We start from the raw sequence: 18,135 nt of genomic DNA, 5'->3' as shown, positions 1-18,135 counted from the left end.
CACGGCGGCGACGACCATGACGATGACGCTGATCATGATGACGACGATGATGACACCGGCCATGGCGACGGCGGCATGGACCACGGCGGCGGCGACCATGACGATGACGCTGATCATGATGACGATGATGATGACACCGGCCATGGCGACGGCGGCATGGGTCACGGCGGCGACGACCATGACGATGACGCTGATCATGATGACGACGATGATGACACCGGCCATGGCGACGGCGGCATGGACCACGGCGGCGGCGACCATGACGATGACGCTGATCATGATGACGATGATGATGACACCGGCCATGGCGACGGCGGCATGGACCACGGCGGCGACGACCATGACGATGACGCTGATCATGACGACGACGATGACACCGGCCATGGCGACGGCGGCATGGGTCACGGCGGCGACGACCATGACGATGATGCTGATCATGACGACGACGATGACACCGGCCATGGCGATGGTGGCATGGATCACGGCGGTGACGATCATGGTGGGATGGATCACGGCGGTGGTCATGACCCGATCGAGTTGCCAAAAACAGCAGCTGAGGTCGAAGCTTTCGTAGCAGCTGTCAGGGCCAGCCCCGAGACGCACACCCACGATGCCGGTTCGTCAAAAATGGGCGAGCATATGGCCGTCCTTGATCTGGTACCCCGCGCAGAGGCCACGCATATCGCGATCGGCAATGGCGACTGGGACGATCCGGCCAACTGGCACAACGGCGAGGTTCCCGGTGATGATGCACAGGCTCTGATCCCCGAAGGCGTGCACATGACATATGATCATGTCAGTGATGACCGGCTCTTTACCGTGCGCGTTGACGGGCATCTGGATTTTGCCACGGATGTGGATTCACAGCTTGTCGTCGACACGGTGGTGATCTCTCCCAGCGGGACGCTGACAATCGGAACAGAAACCGACCCGGTTGATCCAGACGTCAATGTGGACATCATCTTTGCCAATAACGGCGCGATCGACACCGATTGGGATCCAATGTTGCTCAGCCGCGGAATGGTTGCGCATGGCACGGTCGAAATCCACGGGGCCGAGAAGGATTCCCACGAAAAGGTCATCGACGATCCTCAGGCCGGTGATACCTGGCTGGATTTCGGGGAAACCCCCGAAGGCTGGGCTGTGGGCGACACAATCGTGATCGCCGGAACCAACTATGAGGGTTACATCAACTGGGACCCCCGCGTCGGGTATTCTCCTTCCGAAGACGAAGAGCGGGTAATCACGCAGATCGAGGACGGTCAGGTCTTTTTCGACACCCCGCTCGAGTTTGACCATGACACCCCGCGCGATGACCTGAAAACATCCGTGGCGAACTATACGCGCAATATCTCCTTTGAGACGGAAAACGCTGAATCCGCAGAGGTTTACGAGCGCGGGCATGTGATGTTCATGCATAACGACGATGTCGATGTGCGCTATGCGGAGTTCCACGAACTGGGCCGGACCGACAAATCCGAAACCGCTCTGAATACCAGCGAATTTGATCAGATCGATTTCGATACGAACGTCAAAGGACGCTATGCATTCCACTTCCACCGCGCCGGGGTGGATGATCCTGATGATCCGGGCATTGCCACCGGCAACGCGGTCTACGGATCGCCGGGCTGGGGCTTTGTGCACCACGATTCAAACGCCATTCTGGACAACAATGCCAGTTTCAACACCCATGGCGCGGGCTATGTTGCAGAAAGCGGCAATGAAACCGGCGCCTGGACCAATAACATCGCGATCCTTGCCAAAGGTAACAGCTGGCACGATCCCAAGATCGGCAATGACCTGGACAATTTTGATCTGGGCAGCACCGGGGATGGTTTCTGGTTCCAGGGCCGCATGGTTGAATCCTCGGACAACATTGCCGCCAGTGTGAACACCGGGTTTGTCTACTTCCACCGCGGTGGTTTTGGAGAAACCGAGAACATCAAGTTCGACGCAGATACATCGGTGATCTCGGGGGCACTCAGCTACGCCGACAAGGTTTTCCCCGATGAACACCCCATTCTGGGCTTCAATGGCAACGAAGCCTTTGCTTCCAAGGCCGGTCTCTACGTGCTCAAGGCCGAAACATCCCAGAGCCATGACGTGCACAGCGTTCTTGAGGATTTCACGGCCTGGAACGTACGCGTGGGGGCGGAGCTGTCCTATACCTCGCATTACACGCTCAAGGATTTCGATCTGATCGGAAAAGGCGGTGAGGGGGCCGGCATTCTGCTGGGGACCAATGCCACGGACATCACCATCGCTGATAGCGAGGTCACGGATTTCTATGTCGGGATGGACCTGTTCAAGAAATTCACCATCGGGGCGAGCCCCGAGGCACATGAGTACACCATCGTCAATTCCACGGTCAGCAATGCGACCATCGACTACCATAACTATGATCCGTCTTTGGACACGATCCTGTCTACCGGGGATCTGCCACTTCTTGATCCCGATGTCATTCTCGACGGGCCTTTGACCTATAAGGAAGGCGATCCAAGTGTCGATCCGGATGCGCGGACCATCAAGATATCGGGCACGAAGAAAGACAGCCTTGGCGAAACCGAATTCTCCTCTGAGGTAGATGACTATTCGGTTGGCTGGCTGGACACGCTCAGCCTGCTGAACACGGATGGATATTATTCGACCAGTGACGGCGATAATTATTTCCTGATGGATATCTACTTCTCGGACCGGCTGACAGGAGACATCTATATCGAGAAACATCCTGTCTTCCTCGATGACAATGTCGCTGTCGGGCAGGATGGGCACTGGGCCTACGGGAATGTTCCCTTCAACGGGGTTCAGGACCTGGGAGGCAGTGACGATCCAACGTTTGACGCGGCAAAACTCTGGGCCACACTGACCGACGGGCAGCCGGTTCTTTCCGAAGAAGCCCGCCTGCCGGATGCCGAAGAGGACACCGTGCTTGAGGATGTGTAACAAAGCCTGCTGAGATCAGGCCCTGCACCGGGGCCATGGTTTCGGATCAGGATTGCGGACTACGGAAAGCAGCAGGCATCTGGCCTGCTGCTTTCTTTTATTGACCGGCTCTTCGCAAAAACATGACGACATCCTCCGATGCCGGACTGCGAAAGTCAGATAAAGTATAGACCGCGCTGCTCCGAAGACAGTCCCGGATGCCGCCCGCTTCACTGCTGACCAGGACACTGGGGCCCTTCCTGTCGATCATGGAACAATATTCCTGAAGGTTCCGGGGAAGCTCGAAACTTTCCGGAGAGGCAATATCCGCCCACCAGTTTTTCGGCGTGATAAAATCGGTATTGGCCGCATGCACAAATCCGTGCCGCGGCTCTCCCAGGCGCCAATGCTCATACATCAGACGCGGCACCAGAAAATCGCGGGCGCCTTCGGGCTGTGTCTCCAGAAAACGCGCTATCTGTTGTGAGAGATTGTCAAGTTCCGTGATGTATTTCTCTCCTCCGGCGACCCATTTTGCCTGATCCAGGGTGATCCGCCACAAGGGCACAAGCACCAAGAGCACAATGGCGGTCTTCAGCACCCCTGCATTATGCGGCGCCTGCAGTGATCCCCGCCAGAGTTGGGCAGCAAAAATGCCTGCGCCCACGGCGAGAAAAGGCACAAACATCTGCATGTAATGGGGCCAGAAGTGCTTGGAGAGGATCATGATTTCGATAAGCACCGGCAGAAGCACGGCAACGACCACCACATCGCGCCACAGCCCGGCAACGCCCTCTTCTTTCAGAGCATCTGCGCGCCCCCGCCTTGTCAGCAGACCAAAAAGAGCAACGGCCGATATTGAAACGGAGGCTAGGGTGATCATCGGGAAGACCGGCAACATGATATCGGTGAACTGGCTGTGCTGCTCTCTGACCACGCTCAGCACGGATTGCGGGATGAGTTCCTGACGCAGCACCGACAGCCCATCCCAGAAAACCTGCATTTCCCCGATAAGAACATAAGGCAGGACGTTGGTCAGAACCCCCATCAGGCCCACTGTTGCAACCCACGCAGCAGCAGAGATGACAGCCACCACCCTGCCTTGTGAAGAGGTGCGGCAGCGCAGGGTCACCCAGAACGCCGAGGCGCATAGAGCCAGCAGGAAATACGGCCGGATACCGATTGCGATGCTGGCACAGACAGCCGACAGCACGAACAGCCAGATGCGGGGCTTCTCCCCATCCCGCCCCGTGCGAAACGCGGCCATCAGAAGCGCGATCGCCCCGATCCCTGCCGAGGCGGCGAGCGGATTGATATGTGTGATCCCCCCGGGGGAAAACGCAAAACCTGCAAGCGTTGCAACAGCACCGATCTGGGTGCAAAGCCCAACGATCTGACCGGGCAGTTGCGGCAGGGGCCGCAGCAATTCCCGGATGATCCACCAAACGGCCCAGGCCCCGCCAGCCATGGCGATCAGCGACAGACCCTGCCAGACCCGAAAACTGTCCAGAGCCGCCGGTATGAAAAAGAGGAACTGATTGACCGGCAGCTTATCATCGAACTCAACTGTCCAGTGCAGCTCCCCTGCCAGCAGCCTCTGGCCAAAGTACATCATGTGGTTGATGTCCCAGTCCCATTGCGCATCGGTCAGGCTGACAAAATAATTCAGCAGGGTCGATCCGAAAACGGCGGCAAGGCAAAATCTGGCCAGCGTCATGAAAAAGCGCCCGTTTGAGCGCAGCCCGCCTGCCGGCACAGAAAAGAGAGCGTGAGCCCTGTCAGTTTGATCATCCCTACCGCTCCAGTTCTTCTTTTCGGGGCCGCTCTCCGGTCAGGTTTCCCCAAGGGCTCTCGTTGAGTAATCCAGATCAGGAAATTGTGCAATTTCGGCTTTTGGCCCAGGCCCTCTGCGTTTTTCAACGGTTTTCCAGGGCAAAGATTAACATCCGGCATAGGCTGTTCTCCGAGCCTTGCCATCGATATGACTGCGGGCAATAAAACAATGCCCGAGCCCGGTGTGCGATATGTGAAAGCCTGCCGGATGTTGTGGTCAATATGTTTGGAAACCTGTCAGTGACACAGAGCCCCAGAGAATACCTGCATGCGCCGTGCTGGCGCGCGCGCGAAGACACCGATCCATATGCCCGAGCCCGGTCAGCGCCCGCTCCGAGCCGATCCTGATGTGGTGGTTGCTGCGCACAATCCTGATGCTGCTGGTTGTTGGCATGCTGGCGCTGGCCCTTGCGGTGGGGCCTCTCTTTTTACAGGACACGCCGATCCTTGAGGCCTCTGCGCCGCCCTCACCACAGGATGTTGTCGCCACCCGGCAACTTGTGCGCGACATTCGCGCCGCTGCAGGGGAAGGGCAGGAAAGCAATACCGTTTTACGTGCCGATGCCGCGCAGTTGAACAGTGCCATTCGGCTTGGGTCGCGTTTCATCGACGGTTTTCGGGGGCGTGTAACAATCGACGCCTCCGAGGTACTAGGCGAGATTTCCATGCCGGTACCCTGGTGGCGCGGGCAGAAGTGGCTCAATATTTCGGGGCGTGTGCCAGAATTCGAGCAGCAGTTTTCCTTGTCCCGCATTACCGTTGGCGCAACCGATCTGCCCCCCGCCCTGGCCATCGCTGTGGCCCGGACCGGCGCGAACATCGGCATTGGCCATCGGTTCGGGGATAAGGTCTTGGAGGCCGCCACGGCAATGAAAATCACAGGCGATGTTCTGGCGTTCCGTATCGATCTGGACGATGTGGGCAAGAACGGGGTGATGCGGGGTGCGTTCGGAACCCTGCGGGGCCGGGAAATGCCCGTACCCGACGTCATCGAAGCCTATCACCAGCGTATTCGCGAGGCGATTGAACAAGGCACCTTGAGCGAGACTGGCAGCCTGCTGCCCTATCTGCGGTTCGCCCTGCAGGCGGCCCTTGAAAACAGCACCCCGGAGACATTGCCAAACGCCTATACGGCCGCCGTGTTCGGGCTGGCGAAAGCCTGTGGCGCAAAGGATTTCGCGATGATCGTGGGGCGGCTTGCCTTCGATACCGCGACAGCGCCCGGAAAATGGTCGACGCACTGCAATGATGTCACCTTCAACGGCCGGATCGACAGCCGCCGCCATTTCATCACCTCAGCCGCCCTGCAAGCCGCCAGCAACACCGGCGTTGCGGTCTCCATCGGGGAGTTCAAGGAATTGCATGACATCATTTCAGGGGCAGGGGGGTTCGACTTTACCGATCTGGCGGCCAACCTCTCCGGCATCCGGATGTCCAATGTGCTGATGGCAGCCCCGATTGATGCCTGGCCCTCCCTGCTGGAGCGGATGAGTGCTGAGCAAGATGTCATCGTGCCCTTTGACGGCATTCCCCAGATCATGCCCGAGGCAGAATTCAAGGCACGGTTCGGAGACGTCGACAGCCCGCAGTACAAGGCAATGCTGGCCATGATCGAAGCACGGATTGATCACCTGGCGCTTTATCGGGGGAACTGAGGCTCTCTTTGACCCGGTTTTAGCGATTGACCAGAGTGTGGCAAGCGTGACACCAAACCCCTGATATGACCCAGGATCCTTCCCCCTTCCGCCTCGCCTATCTGACCGGTGTCTACCCGCTGGCCTCGCATACGTTCATTCAGCGCGAGATTGCCGCCCTGCGTGCGCTGGGATCAGAGATTGCCATTACGTCCATTCGCAAACCCGATGCCATCGAACTGATCGGTCCCGAAGAGGAGGCCGCACGCGACGAAACCTTCTATGTGCTGGCTGCTGCAAAGAATCCGCTGCACCTTCTGGGCGCCCATGCAGCATTGTTCCTGCACGCGCCGGGGCGCTGGCTGAAAACTCTCAGACTGGCGCTGCGCACCAACCGACCGGGTGCGAAAGGCATGATCTGGCAGCTCTTTTACTTTCTGGAAGCAGGAATGCTGGCGCGCTACCTGCAACAGAACGGGATATCGCATCTGCACAACCATTTTGCAGATTCCAGTGCGACGGTTTCGATGCTGGCCTCAGGACTGGCCGATATCCCCTATAGCTTCACCCTGCATGGCCCCACCGAGCTTTTTGCCCCCGAAAGCTGGCATATGCACGAGAAGGTTGCCCGTGCAGCCCTTGTTGTATGCATCAGCCATTTCGCCCGCAGCCAGGTGATGCTGTTTTCCGACCCGGGTGACTGGCACAAACTGCGGATCGTGCATTGCGGGGTGACGCCGGCGCGTTATGCCGACAGCGCTGCCCCGGCAAGTTCCGGCATGCGGCTGCTGTTTGTTGGCAGATTAGACCCTGTTAAGGGCTTAAGGGTGCTTTTTGAGGCTTTTGAAGCGGCCCGGGCCGCGCAGCCTGATATCACCCTGACGGTCATTGGCGATGGTCAGGACCGGGAATGGGTCGAGGCAAATGCCCGGCGCATCGGGGGCATCGACGTGTTGGGCTATAAATCCCAAAGCGAGGTTGCCGAAGCCCTTGGGCAGGCGGATGTTCTGGTGCTGCCGTCCTTTGCAGAAGGCGTGCCCGTGGCGCTGATGGAAGCCATGGTTTCGCGCCGTCCGGTGATTGCCACCCGTGTCGGCGGGGTTGCTGAACTGGTGGAGGATGGTATCTCGGGCCGGATGGTGGCCCCGGGCAATGCTGCGGCGCTGGCAGAGGCGATGATTGATCTGGCCGCCGACCCCGGGGCGCGGCAGCAGATGGGAGAGGCCGGGCGCGCCAAGGTCTGCGCCGAATTTGACATCGATCAGGAAGCCATCTGGCTCAAGGCGCTGTTTGAAGGCACGGCAGGGGACAGCCTGCGCCCGGTTCCCGAACAGGCCAAAGACTAACGCCCGCGGTCCCATGTGCTGCGATTGCGAAAGATCGGCAGGCGCACTGTCACGGCAACGGCGGAATAGATCACAAATCCCAGCGGGTCCCGACAAAAGAGCCGCAGTTTTTCCCGCCCGTCCGGTGCGGTGCGCTCCATTCGGCTGGCAAGTTCCGGAAGTTGCTGGCGCATCTGCTCCAGCCCCTGATCCTGACGGCGCCGCACTCTGACAAGATTGGCAAACCCTTCGGTAATCGGCCAGGAATATGTGGCAGGCACCCCATACATCTCATCCGCGGCAAAATGGAACCGCACAAAGGTATCATCGGCCGTGATGTCGGGGAAATCCCCCCACCGGGCACGTGCTGCTGCATTAAGCGCATAGACCCCGCAGCCCGGCACACCGCTTGCCATGAAGGGCAGCTTTTCCCAGAACCGCGCATATCGCTCCGAGATGAAGGATCTCGCAGGCCGGATCTGCGGACGCCCGCCCGCATAGGCCGCTCCGGATCGGTCCAGCGCCTGGGCCAGTTGGGCAATCAGGTCTTCGGTGACGTGAATGTCGGCATCAATATAGACCCGTTTGTCATAGCGGGCCGCCCTGTCACCTGCGTTCAGCGCATTGATCTTGCCGCCTTGCTCAAGGTCCAGCACATCAAGCTGCCAGCCTTTCTCCGCATAGGCCGGGGTCAGGGCCGTCGCTTCGGCAACAGTGGCATCACTGCATCCGTTTGCCACCACAACCACCTGAACCGGGCCCGCCTCTGGCGCTCTGGAGCGCAGAATGAGGTCCAGGCAGGTCCCGATGTAGCCCTGTTCGTTATTGGCCGGGATGATGACCGAGATCATGACCGTGTCCTGATCGGCAGCAAACGTTTACGGGCAACACCAAGGAAACGCCGCGCCCGGCGCGTGGGCCGGACATGGCCCCGCAGCGCCTCGCCAAAACGCGCCTCGGTCATCCCGCCTTCCAGACAATTGCGCGGTCGGATGAAATGCTCCCCCGCCAAACCGCGATCACTTGTGTAGAGCGCCTGAAACCCCAAGGCGCGTAAATCCTGCAGGGTTTGCCTGTTATAGAGACCGAAAGGGGCGGCGGCCGTCTCGATCTTCTGACCAGCAAGATCAGACAGTTTTTCCCGGGCCGTAATGAACTCGCGCTTGCGGGCCTGTGCATCAAGACCCCGCCAATCCACATGGTCACAGCCATGAAGTCCAATCGGATGACCGGCCTGTGCAAGGGTAGTCACATCGGCTTCTGTCAGGGACCCCGGCTGGCCCAACCGGCCAGAGAGCAAGAAGAAGGTAGCTTTCAGATTGCGCCGTTCCAGTTCCGGCAGGGCAATCGCCAGATCAGAGGCATTCCCGTCATCAAAGGTGATGAGCGGCGCGGCGGGACCCATTTTCTCAATATCGTCCAACACCGCGAGAAACTGCGCCTGCGACAGCCAGAACACCTCCTCGCCCGGCTCCAGAGGGCGCTGTGGCGCCCCTATCCCGTGCAGGATAATGACCGGGCGCGCGGCCGCGGTCACTGTGCCTGAGGAAGGCGGTTCTCTTCCCGAAGAAGGGGGCATCCGCCTGCTGCGTCAGAAGCCAACTTTTTCCAGCCTCCTGATCACGCGTCGGAACAGGAAGGGCGGCAGGGTCTCCTGCAGCATTGCGTGTCGGCGCGCACGGGCCTCGGAGGTATCGCTGCTGCCCGGACGGGGCTTGAACAGCGTTGAATGTTCCCGCCGCGAGGCATCCCATGTGGCGGTGTAGTAATAAAGCGCGATCGACTGGCGCGGTTCCCCATCGGGATGGTTCACCGGTTCCGGGTTGCCATGGAACGTATCGGAGCCGGTGGAGAAACAGCACATGCGGTTCTGGGTCGGCGCAAAGCTGGCCATTTTCTGGGTCATCTCCTTGTCCCAGATTTCAAAGGAGCCGCCGTATTCCGCTTTCCATTCCGGATTGAGGTAGATCAGCACGTTGAGCCGGCGCTCCACGCGCATATGCGGGTGCACGTTGAAATCCGCGTGGATGTCCAGATGGCCCCCTGTCAGCGTCTTGTGAATGCCCGCGCCGATGAAATAGGGGTCAGGGATCAGCCCCTTGATCCCGGTCATCTCTTCGAGAAAGAAAATGAAGGCGCGTGAATTGAAAGCCTGAAAGAGATGGCGGCTGTAATCCGGCAGACGGTCAGGGCTGTATTGCGACTTGAACCGTTCCTGATCCGCGTCAAAGCTGCGCTCGGAAGCAGGCAGACCGGCCAGGTCAGACCTGACTCCCTCGATCACTTCCATCGGCAGGAAGTTGTCGATGCAGATGTGATGATAGGGCTGACCGCTTTGGTATTTTTCAGCGTAGCCTTTCCCCACCGTTTTTGCAGCGGCCGTATCAAGCGTCAGGGTCCCGGGATCAATTGGCAAAATTGGGTCTGTCATAACGGGCTCTCACTATTTTAAATACAGTGTCTTCTAGCCTGCGTATCGGGCATTTCCAAGGCCTCAAAATGGCGCACCCGGACCCGGGCGGGTTTGTCAGGGCGCGCCGCGGGCCAGCACGGTTTCAACGAAAGCTTTCGTCCGCGCGGCAATGATCGCGGGGTTGAAATCGCTCTCTAGCCGGGCCAGGGCCGTGGCCCCCAGATGCCGGGCCAGGGTCGCGTCATCCATCAACCGCCCAAGGGCGGCCGCCATCGCGTCGGGGTCGTCAGGCGGCACCAGAAGGGCCGTCTGCCCGTCTTCCAGCACCTCGGCAGGGCCACCAACCGCTGTACAGACAATCGCCTGACCTGCGGCCATGGCTTCCAACAAGGTGTAGTTGAGGTTTTCATAGCGCGACGCAATGAGGGCAATCGCATGCCCGGCGCGCAGTTCGGCGACCTCTTCTCTGTCCACTGGCCCTTTGTGGGTGATACGGGCGCGCACCGCCGTTGGCAGGGCCGCCAGGGCCGCCTCAATGTGAATGACCGACCCGTCTTTCCGGCGGACCCCTTTATCAACCCCGGCAAAGGTCAGGCGGGCCTGCGGGTGTGTGTCGATCAGGCGCATGAAGGCGGCAAGCACCGTGTCACCGCCCTTGTGATTGTCAAAACGGCCAATGAACAGAATATCCCGCGGCTCCAGCGCCGCTGACGGGGGCTCATCTGTCTGCGCTGGCAGGGTATTGGGCAAAACACTCTTTGGAATATCGGGCAGGGGAGCTGCTTTTTCCATTGCATCCAGCACGTTACGGGACGGCGAAATAAGCCCTGCCGCAAGGCCAAAAGCGCGGTTTTCACGGCTCTCGCGCAGCTGATCACCCTTGGTATCGGTCACCGATTGCAAGGCTTTGTGCAGCACCCATGGACCATGCAGCGTGATGATGACGGGCACGGGAACAAGGCTCTGAACCATGCCGGCCCACCCGTTGGTTTCTTCGATGATCAGGGCATTCAGCGCATATGTATCGATCGCCTCACGGACGGCTGCGGCAATATTGCGTGACCGGTACCAGTGACCGGCGTCCGGAGACCCCAGTTTTGCGCGCAGACGGTCCTGCCACCGCCAGTCAAGCTGCGGGATATGGATCACCGGAATATCTGCTGGCACGACCCCATCGATATGTTCTGCGATGATGACCGGCGTCTGCCCTATCTCGTGCAGGCCCATGGCCAGATGGTAGACTGATGTCGCAATCCCGTTCGGCGTGTTCTGCCCGGGCCAGCCGGGGGTGAAAAGACCGATGCGACCGGGCGACGTCATATCAGGGCATTCCAAAGCAATATCACCGCCCAGCCTGCCAGCATGCCAACCACGCAAAAACCAAAACCGATGAATTCACGCCAGATCACCACCCAATCCCGATCTCCCCCCCATAAGGTGCAGACCATGGCCTCGGGAAGCCGGTGCAGCGCAATGACAGACAAGGCGATGTTCACGGAATCGAAGATGAAAATCGAAACGCCCAACCCGATCCAGAGCGTCAGGACCGATACCACACTCAAAAGGGTCATCTCCTTGAAGCGGCGTTCAGCACTGAAAGCCGAGCGCAACAACAATGGCCCCACCAGAAGAACCCCCCAGATCAGGGTCTGAACGATCGGGGCCACACCCTGGTACCTGTCGTCAAAGACGATCCTGACCAGCAAAGGCGCCACGACGATCAGCCCGCCCGTGCTGAGCCCTGCAAGCGCGTCAAAAAAGAGCCTGTAGCGGTAGTAATTGCGCCGGAACTCCGCCGTGGCGGATTGATGCAGATGCGTGAACACCTGCAACCCCATCTGCGCGTCGATGGACATCAGGAACCGCAAAACAAGATCAACCAGTTGGCGGGCGATAAAGTAGAACCCGAAGGTTGAGGAGGTCATGACAAACCCCAGCACCAGACGGTCGGCTGATTGCGAGAAAGCCGTCAGGATCGAATGCCCGATGATCCATTTGCCGCGCCCGATCACGATGCCGAGATGTTCGCGGCTCATGTGCAGACGCATAGGCGGCCCCCGGAACACCAGGAAACTGAGCGCAACCTGGGTGCAGGATTTCACGACATTCCCCAGCACCAGCGCCCAGATCGAACGCAGGTAGAATGCCAGGGCCACGGTTGCGACAAGACCGATGACATTGGTCACGATCGCCACCCATGTCACCCGCCCGAAATCCATTTTGCGTTCACTGACGAAAGCCATGGGGGACTGGAACCCGACAAGGGATGCCGTGGCACCCAGCGCCACGATGGCCCAGGGCAAAACCTCTGCGGAATAGGGGTTATCGCTGGCAAAGATCCCCTGCGCCTGCATCAGGCCAATGGTCGCGGCAATGGCCACGGATATCAGCGCGATAAGCAGCCCCCGCAGGATGGTGACGGTCCAGCAGGTCCGCAGGAAATCATCCTCGACCTCCCCCTCCTTGGTCAGAACCAAAGACCGGATCCCCAGATCCGAAAACATCTCCAGCAGATAGAGATAGACCAGGACGATGGCAAAAACCCCGTAAATCTCTGGGGTCAGCAGGCGGGTGAGCACAACTGTCGACACAAGCCGCAAGCCGATGTCGGACATGAATTTAAGGCTGGAAAGCTTGGCTGAGTTCAGAATTTTACGGCGAAAATCAGGGCGTTTATCACTCAGGTTCGAATCTAATGTCATAGTCTCAACCGGATTCCCGCCCTTTGAGACAGCCATTTTGGGCCGCAAACGTTATAATTAACTGAGCGCTATACAAAAATTCGACCACTATTTGAGGTTTACAGGCTTTTTCCTCTTAGAGCGCACGGGTAAGAATGTCCACGCACTCCCCGGATGATCGGGTGATCCCATCCACACCCATCAGGGGCCTTCCCGGGAAGCGAGAATTTGACAATGACGAACCCGATTAAAGAGAGCGTATTGCCCAAGGTCGACAAGCTTTACGTCATAAACCTTGAAAGCCGTCCCGACCGCCGTCGCGAAATGCTGTCTGAACTCAGTCGGATCGGTCTTGATGCTCAAAGCCCTCTTGTGACGTTCTTTGCAGCCGTCAAACCCGATGCGGCAGGAACGTTCCCTTCCATCGGGGCCAGGGGATGTTTTCTCAGTCATCTGGGGGTGTTGCGACAGGCCCGCGATGCCGGGCACCAGACAATCCTGATCCTGGAAGATGACGCCGCCATCACCCCCGACTGCCTGACGCAGCTGGCCTCGGTGATGAATGAGTTGGTCACCACCGAGTGGTCGCTGGCCTATCTGGGGCACCGCATTGACGCCGCGCGCATGCCGGGGCCTGATCTTGCGCGCACCGGGCACTGGCGTGAACTGCCCAGCGATGTTGGCATTGAAACCACCCATGCAATGCTCATTCACCAGCAGGCCCTGACACCGCTGATCGATTATTTCGAACGCATGATGTCCAGACCGGCAGGCCATCCCGACGGAGGCCCGATGCATGTTGATGGTGCCTATAGCTGGTTCAGGCGCGATCACCCGGAACGGCTGACCGTTATCACCCCCCGGCAATATGTGGTGCAGCGCGCCTCCAGATCAGACATCGCATCCCCGTCATGGAAGGACAGTCTGCCGTTTCTCGGTCTGTTGCGGCGTCTCAAAAACCGCATCTCCCGGTAAAACTCTTTACCGCGTCTTGAAGGTTGTGCGCGGGACACGTTAAAGGGCATGAAGCGGCATTTTGGGGGGAATGCCATGATCTAATTTGAGTGAGTTTTCCATGCCTGTCCCCAATCTTACCCCGGTCCCCGAGCTTTATGTTTCCTACGAGTCCGCCCAGAAACTCAAAGCGGAAGCGGGCGACCTGATCAGCTGGGATCTGAGCCCGCGCCAGATCTGCGACCTTGAGCTGCTGATGAACGGTGGCTTCAACCCGCTGAAAGGGTTCCTGTCAGAAGCCGACTATACCTCCGTTGTCGAGACCATGCGGCTTGAGGATGGCACACTCTGGCCAATGCCAATCACACTGGACGTGGATGAGGCGTTTGCCGGAACCCTTGAGATCGGCCAGGACATTGCCCTGCGCGACCAGGAAGGCGTGATCCTTGCCACCATGACGGTCACGGATCGCTGGGAGCCCAACAAGGCACGTGAAGCCGAAAAAGTATTCGGGGCGGATGACGATGCCCACCCGGCGGTCAACTACCTGCATAATCAGGCGGGCAAAATCTATCTGGGCGGCCCCATCACCGGCATCCAGCAGCCCGTGCATTACGATTTCCGCGCCCGCCGCGACACGCCCAACGAGCTGCGCGCCTTTTTCCGCAAAGTTGGCTGGCGCCGGGTTGTGGCCTTTCAGACCCGCAACCCGCTGCACCGGGCGCATCAGGAGCTGACCTTCCGGGCGGCCCGCGAAGCCCAGGCCAACCTGCTGATCCACCCCGTTGTCGGCATGACCAAGCCGGGCGATGTGGATCATTTCACCCGCGTGCGCTGCTATGAGGCGGTGCTGGACAAATACCCCGCCGCCACCACATCAATGTCGCTGCTGAACCTGGCGATGCGCATGGCCGGCCCCCGCGAGGCGGTTTGGCATGGGCTCATTCGCAAGAACCACGGCTGCACGCATTTCATCGTTGGGCGTGATCACGCAGGCCCGGGCAAGAATTCTGCCGGCGAAGATTTCTACGGCCCTTACGACGCCCAGGAAATGTTCCGCGCGCATCAGGACGAGATGGGCATCGAGATGGTGGACTTCAAACATATGGTCTGGGTGCAGGAACGCGCGCAATACGAACCCATGGACGAGATCAAGGATAAAGACAGCGTCACCATCCTCAACATCTCGGGTACCGAATTGCGCCGCCGTTTGCAGGAGGGTCTGGAGATCCCCGAATGGTTCTCTTTCCCGGAGGTCGTGAGTGAGTTGCGCCGTACCCGCCCGCCGCGCAACCAACAGGGGTTCACCGTGTTTTTCACCGGATTTTCCGGGTCCGGCAAATCCACCATTGCCAATGCGCTGATGGTCAAACTGATGGAAATGGGCGGGCGTCCGGTGACGCTGCTGGATGGCGATATCGTGCGGAAAAACCTCAGCTCCGAACTTGGGTTCTCCAAGGAACACCGCGATCTGAACATCCGCCGCATCGGCTATGTGGCCAGCGAGATCACCAAGAACGGCGGTATTGCCATCTGCGCACCGATTGCCCCTTACGCCACCACCCGACGGGCCGTGCGCGAGGACGTCGAAAACTTCGGGGCCTTTGTCGAGGTGCATGTGGCCACGAGCATCGAGGAATGTGAGCGCCGTGACCGCAAGGGGCTCTACAAGCTGGCGCGCGAGGGCAAAATCAAGGAGTTCACCGGCATCTCGGACCCCTATGACGTACCCCAGAACCCCGAGTTGAGCGTGGAGACCGAAAACGTCGAGGTCGACAACTGCGCCCATCAGGTACTGCTCAAACTCGAGAGCATGGGCCTGATCAGCGGCAAAACGACCGCGTGAGGCGATTTTAATCTTGCAAAAGCCCGTGTATTGCAATCAGGGGACCGATCGGAGGGAAGCGGGTGCAGATTGAAAAAACAGCCTTGGAGGGGGTTTTCCTTCTTGAGCCCAAACGCTTTGGCGATGCCCGTGGCTTTTTCAGCGAAAGCTGGAGCCGCCGCGCGATGGCAGAGCAGGGCTTTGAGTATGACTGGGTGCAGGACAACCACTCCCTGTCGATGCAGGTCGGCACTGTGCGCGGCCTGCATTTCCAATCGCCGCCTCATGCGCAGGCCAAGCTGGTGCGCTGCGGGCGCGGCGCCTTCTTTGATGTGGTCGTCGACATCCGGCGCGGCTCCCCCACCTATGGTCAATGGATCGGCGCAGAGTTGAGCTTTGAAAACGGCAAGCAGATTTTGGTGCCCACCGGGTTCCTGCACGGGTTCGCGACCCGGGTGCCCGAGACAGAGATCATCTATAAATGCTCCGATTACTATGCGCCCGACTGTGACGGGGCCGTGCATTTTGATTGCCCGGAAATTGGTATCGACTGGGGTTTGGGCGGTTTAGAGCCTATTTTGTCTGAAAAAGACGCCGCCGCCAAAGGGTTGGCCAATTTCGACAGCCCCTTTGTCTATGAAGGATAATCCCATGAAATTACTTGTCACCGGCGGGGCGGGTTTCATCGGATCTGCCGTGGTGCGCCAGGCCATCGCGCGCGGGCATGAGGTCGTCAATCTCGATGCGCTGACCTATGCCGCCTGTCTGGAAAATGTGGCTTCTGTCGCGGACAACCCGTCTTATGCCTTTGAACAAGCCGATATCCGCGACCGTGCCGCCTTGGACCGGATATTTGCCGCCCATAAACCCGATGCGGTGATGCATCTGGCCGCGGAATCTCATGTGGACCGGTCCATCGACGGGCCGGGCGATTTCATCGAAACCAACATCACCGGCACCTATCAGCTGCTGGAAGCGGCGCGCAGTTTCTGGACCGCGCAGGGCAAACCGGAGGGGTTCCGTTTCCATCATATCTCCACCGATGAAGTGTTCGGCTCGCTCGGCGAAACCGGGCAGTTTACTGAGTCCACGCCTTACGACCCGCGCTCGCCCTATTCCGCCTCCAAGGCGGCCAGCGATCATCTGGTGCGCGCCTGGCACGAGACCTATGGGTTGCCGGTGGTGATGACGAATTGCTCCAACAACTACGGGCCCTACCATTTCCCCGAAAAACTGATCCCCGTGGTGATCCTGAACGCGCTGGCGGGTAAGGACATCCCGGTCTATGGCGCGGGCGAGAACGTGCGCGACTGGCTTTATGTCGAGGACCACGCCGATGCCCTGCTCACCGTGCTGGAAAAAGGCACTTTGGGGCGCAGCTATAATATCGGCGGCGAGAACGAGGCGAAAAACATCGATATCGTGCGGATGATCTGCCGTATTCTCGAAGAGAAACGCCCCAAAAACAATCCCTATGAGGACCAGATCCGTTTTGTGACCGACCGTCCAGGCCATGATCTGCGCTATGCGATTGATCCCACGCGCATTGCCACGGAACTGGGCTGGCGGCCTTCGGTGACCCTCGAAGAGGGACTGGAGAAAACCGTGCAATGGTATCTCGACAATGAGGACTGGTGGCGCGCCTTGCAGACCCGCGCAGGTGTTGGCGACCGATTGGGTGTGAAAGCATGAGGGTTCTCGTTTTTGGCAAGACCGGTCAGGTGGCCATGGAACTGGCGCGGTTTGACGGGGTGACCTGCCTGGGACGGGAAGACGCAGACCTAACCGATCCCGGGACCTGCGAAGCGATCATTGCTGAAACAGATGCAGATGCGGTGATCAACGCCGCTGCTTATACCGCTGTGGACAAGGCCGAAGAAGACCGCGAGACCGCGATGATCGTGAACGCCATGGCGCCCACGGCCATGGCTGCCGCCGCAGCCGCGCGCGACCTGCCCTTTGTGCAGATCTCCACCGATTACGTCTTTGAGGGCGGCGGCACGACGCCGTGGCAGCCAGAGGATAAGACCAGTCCATTGGGGGTTTACGGTGCCAGTAAGCTTGGCGGTGAGCGCGGTGTCACTGCGGCCGGGGGCAGGCACGCTGTTCTGCGCACCTCCTGGGTGTTTTCCGCCCATGGCAACAATTTCGCCAAGACCATGCTGCGCTTAGGGGTGGAACGCGATGCTCTCACCATCGTCGCGGATCAGATCGGCGGGCCAACACCGGCACGTGACATTGCCGCGGCCTGCATGACCATGGCACAGGCGCTGAAAGAAGACGCGACCAAAACCGGAATCTATCATTTCAGCGGAGCCCCGGATGTGAGCTGGGCCGATTTCGCACGCGAAATCTTCGCCCAAGCTGCTCTGGCGGTGGATGTGACCGACATTTCGACCTCTGACTATCCCACCCCGGCTGCGCGCCCCCTGAATTCACGCCTCGACTGCAGCACAACGGCTGCCACCTTCGGCATCGAGCGCCCGGATTGGCGCACAGGGCTGGCCTCGGTACTGGCGGATCTGAACAGAGCCTAACAAGGAGTTTC

At 59.3% G+C, this 18,135-nt stretch carries 15 protein-coding genes; 8 read left to right on the top strand and 7 right to left on the bottom strand.

The features are described 5' to 3' along the window. A partial coding sequence (locus Q0802_RS22170; RefSeq protein ID WP_298922079.1) for a hypothetical protein occupies positions 1-525 on the bottom strand: 525 nt, incomplete at its 3' end. Between Q0802_RS22170 and Q0802_RS22165 the strand changes: the two genes are divergently transcribed. After that, positions 475-2,943, top strand: a complete 2,469-nt coding sequence (locus Q0802_RS22165; RefSeq protein WP_298922078.1) for a G8 domain-containing protein — start codon at positions 475-477, stop codon at positions 2,941-2,943. The two genes, Q0802_RS22170 and Q0802_RS22165, sit on opposite strands and share 51 nt — an antisense overlap. A 97-nt stretch (positions 2,944-3,040) precedes the next feature. Here Q0802_RS22165 and Q0802_RS22160 read toward each other — a convergent pair whose 3' ends face one another. Further along, complete coding sequence (locus Q0802_RS22160; RefSeq protein WP_298922077.1) at positions 3,041-4,639, bottom strand: hypothetical protein; 1,599 nt, start codon at positions 4,637-4,639, stop codon at positions 3,041-3,043. 463 nt (positions 4,640-5,102) lie between these two features. Between Q0802_RS22160 and Q0802_RS22155 the strand changes: the two genes are divergently transcribed. Both Q0802_RS22155 and Q0802_RS22150 read left to right on the top strand, forming a co-directional pair. After that, complete coding sequence (locus Q0802_RS22155; protein WP_298922076.1) at positions 5,103-6,410, top strand: hypothetical protein; 1,308 nt, start codon at positions 5,103-5,105, stop codon at positions 6,408-6,410. Positions 6,411-6,475: 65 nt separating this feature from the next. Next, on the top strand, positions 6,476-7,735 hold the full coding sequence (locus Q0802_RS22150; RefSeq protein WP_298922075.1) for a glycosyltransferase family 4 protein: 1,260 nt from the start codon (positions 6,476-6,478) through the stop codon (positions 7,733-7,735). Here the strand turns inward: Q0802_RS22150 and Q0802_RS22145 are convergent. The 5 genes from Q0802_RS22145 to Q0802_RS22125 form a co-directional block, all read right to left on the bottom strand. Next, positions 7,732-8,565 carry a glycosyltransferase gene (locus Q0802_RS22145; protein ID WP_298922074.1) on the bottom strand — a complete coding sequence of 278 codons (834 nt, stop codon included), beginning with the start codon at positions 8,563-8,565 and terminating at the stop codon, positions 7,732-7,734. The genes Q0802_RS22150 and Q0802_RS22145 overlap by 4 nt on opposite strands. After that, positions 8,562-9,251, bottom strand: a complete 690-nt coding sequence (locus tag Q0802_RS22140; RefSeq protein ID WP_298922072.1) for a polysaccharide deacetylase family protein — start codon at positions 9,249-9,251, stop codon at positions 8,562-8,564. The genes Q0802_RS22145 and Q0802_RS22140 overlap by 4 nt, the downstream gene beginning before the upstream one ends. 54 nt (positions 9,252-9,305) lie before the next feature. Then, positions 9,306-10,145, bottom strand: coding sequence for a 2OG-Fe(II) oxygenase (locus Q0802_RS22135; protein WP_298922071.1), 840 nt, complete (start codon positions 10,143-10,145; stop codon positions 9,306-9,308). Between the two features lie 96 nt (positions 10,146-10,241). Beyond that, entirely contained in the window at positions 10,242-11,447 is a 1,206-nt protein-coding gene (locus Q0802_RS22130) for a glycosyltransferase family 4 protein (RefSeq protein WP_298922070.1), read from the bottom strand. After that, a complete protein-coding gene (locus Q0802_RS22125; protein WP_298922069.1) occupies positions 11,444-12,829 on the bottom strand; it encodes an oligosaccharide flippase family protein in 1,386 nt (461 codons plus the stop codon). The genes Q0802_RS22130 and Q0802_RS22125 overlap by 4 nt, the downstream gene beginning before the upstream one ends. Before the next feature lie 213 nt (positions 12,830-13,042). On the opposite strand from Q0802_RS22125, the gene Q0802_RS22120 reads away from it, so the two are divergent. The 5 genes from Q0802_RS22120 (at position 13,043) to rfbD (ending at position 18,124) form a co-directional block, all read left to right on the top strand. Next, the gene (locus Q0802_RS22120; RefSeq protein WP_298922068.1) at positions 13,043-13,783 is read left to right on the top strand and encodes a glycosyltransferase family 25 protein; all 741 of its coding nucleotides are present in this window, start codon (positions 13,043-13,045) and stop codon (positions 13,781-13,783) included. A 100-nt stretch (positions 13,784-13,883) separates the two neighbouring features. Beyond that, positions 13,884-15,608: a bifunctional sulfate adenylyltransferase/adenylylsulfate kinase gene (locus Q0802_RS22115; protein WP_298922067.1), complete on the top strand. Its 1,725-nt coding sequence runs from the start codon at positions 13,884-13,886 to the stop codon at positions 15,606-15,608. Between the two features lie 62 nt (positions 15,609-15,670). Next, positions 15,671-16,234 (top strand): dTDP-4-dehydrorhamnose 3,5-epimerase, encoded by a 564-nt coding sequence (gene rfbC, locus Q0802_RS22110; RefSeq protein WP_298922066.1) that lies wholly within the window; start codon positions 15,671-15,673, stop codon positions 16,232-16,234. A 4-nt stretch (positions 16,235-16,238) separates the two neighbouring features. Beyond that, complete coding sequence (rfbB, locus tag Q0802_RS22105) at positions 16,239-17,279, top strand: dTDP-glucose 4,6-dehydratase (protein ID WP_298922064.1); 1,041 nt, start codon at positions 16,239-16,241, stop codon at positions 17,277-17,279. Continuing rightward, the gene (rfbD, locus tag Q0802_RS22100) at positions 17,276-18,124 is read left to right on the top strand and encodes a dTDP-4-dehydrorhamnose reductase (protein WP_298922063.1); all 849 of its coding nucleotides are present in this window, start codon (positions 17,276-17,278) and stop codon (positions 18,122-18,124) included. The genes rfbB and rfbD overlap by 4 nt, the downstream gene beginning before the upstream one ends. Positions 18,125-18,135: the final 11 nt, after the last annotated feature.

It is taken from the genome of uncultured Roseobacter sp. (assembly GCF_947495275.1).
In the GTDB taxonomy this organism is placed as follows: domain Bacteria; phylum Pseudomonadota; class Alphaproteobacteria; order Rhodobacterales; family Rhodobacteraceae; genus Roseobacter.
Note: the sequence above shows the minus strand (reverse complement) of the source record. Positions and strands in the feature narration are given on the sequence as shown.

Excerpts from the sequence above, each read along its gene's own strand:
- Q0802_RS22165 (WP_298922078.1), top strand. The coding sequence starts at position 475 with ATGGATCACGGCGGTGACGATCATGGTGGGATGGATCACGGCGGTGGT.
- Q0802_RS22160 (WP_298922077.1), bottom strand. The coding sequence starts at position 4,639 with ATGACGCTGGCCAGATTTTGCCTTGCCGCCGTTTTCGGATCGACCCTG.
- Q0802_RS22155 (WP_298922076.1), top strand. The coding sequence starts at position 5,103 with ATGTGGTGGTTGCTGCGCACAATCCTGATGCTGCTGGTTGTTGGCATG.
- Q0802_RS22150 (WP_298922075.1), top strand. The coding sequence starts at position 6,476 with ATGACCCAGGATCCTTCCCCCTTCCGCCTCGCCTATCTGACCGGTGTC.
- Q0802_RS22145 (WP_298922074.1), bottom strand. The coding sequence starts at position 8,565 with ATGATCTCGGTCATCATCCCGGCCAATAACGAACAGGGCTACATCGGG.
- Q0802_RS22135 (WP_298922071.1), bottom strand. The coding sequence starts at position 10,145 with ATGACAGACCCAATTTTGCCAATTGATCCCGGGACCCTGACGCTTGAT.
- Q0802_RS22130 (WP_298922070.1), bottom strand. The coding sequence starts at position 11,447 with ATGACGTCGCCCGGTCGCATCGGTCTTTTCACCCCCGGCTGGCCCGGG.
- Q0802_RS22125 (WP_298922069.1), bottom strand. The coding sequence starts at position 12,829 with ATGACATTAGATTCGAACCTGAGTGATAAACGCCCTGATTTTCGCCGT.
- Q0802_RS22120 (WP_298922068.1), top strand. The coding sequence starts at position 13,043 with ATGACGAACCCGATTAAAGAGAGCGTATTGCCCAAGGTCGACAAGCTT.
- Q0802_RS22115 (WP_298922067.1), top strand. The coding sequence starts at position 13,884 with ATGCCTGTCCCCAATCTTACCCCGGTCCCCGAGCTTTATGTTTCCTAC.
- rfbB (WP_298922064.1), top strand. The coding sequence starts at position 16,239 with ATGAAATTACTTGTCACCGGCGGGGCGGGTTTCATCGGATCTGCCGTG.
- rfbD (WP_298922063.1), top strand. The coding sequence starts at position 17,276 with ATGAGGGTTCTCGTTTTTGGCAAGACCGGTCAGGTGGCCATGGAACTG.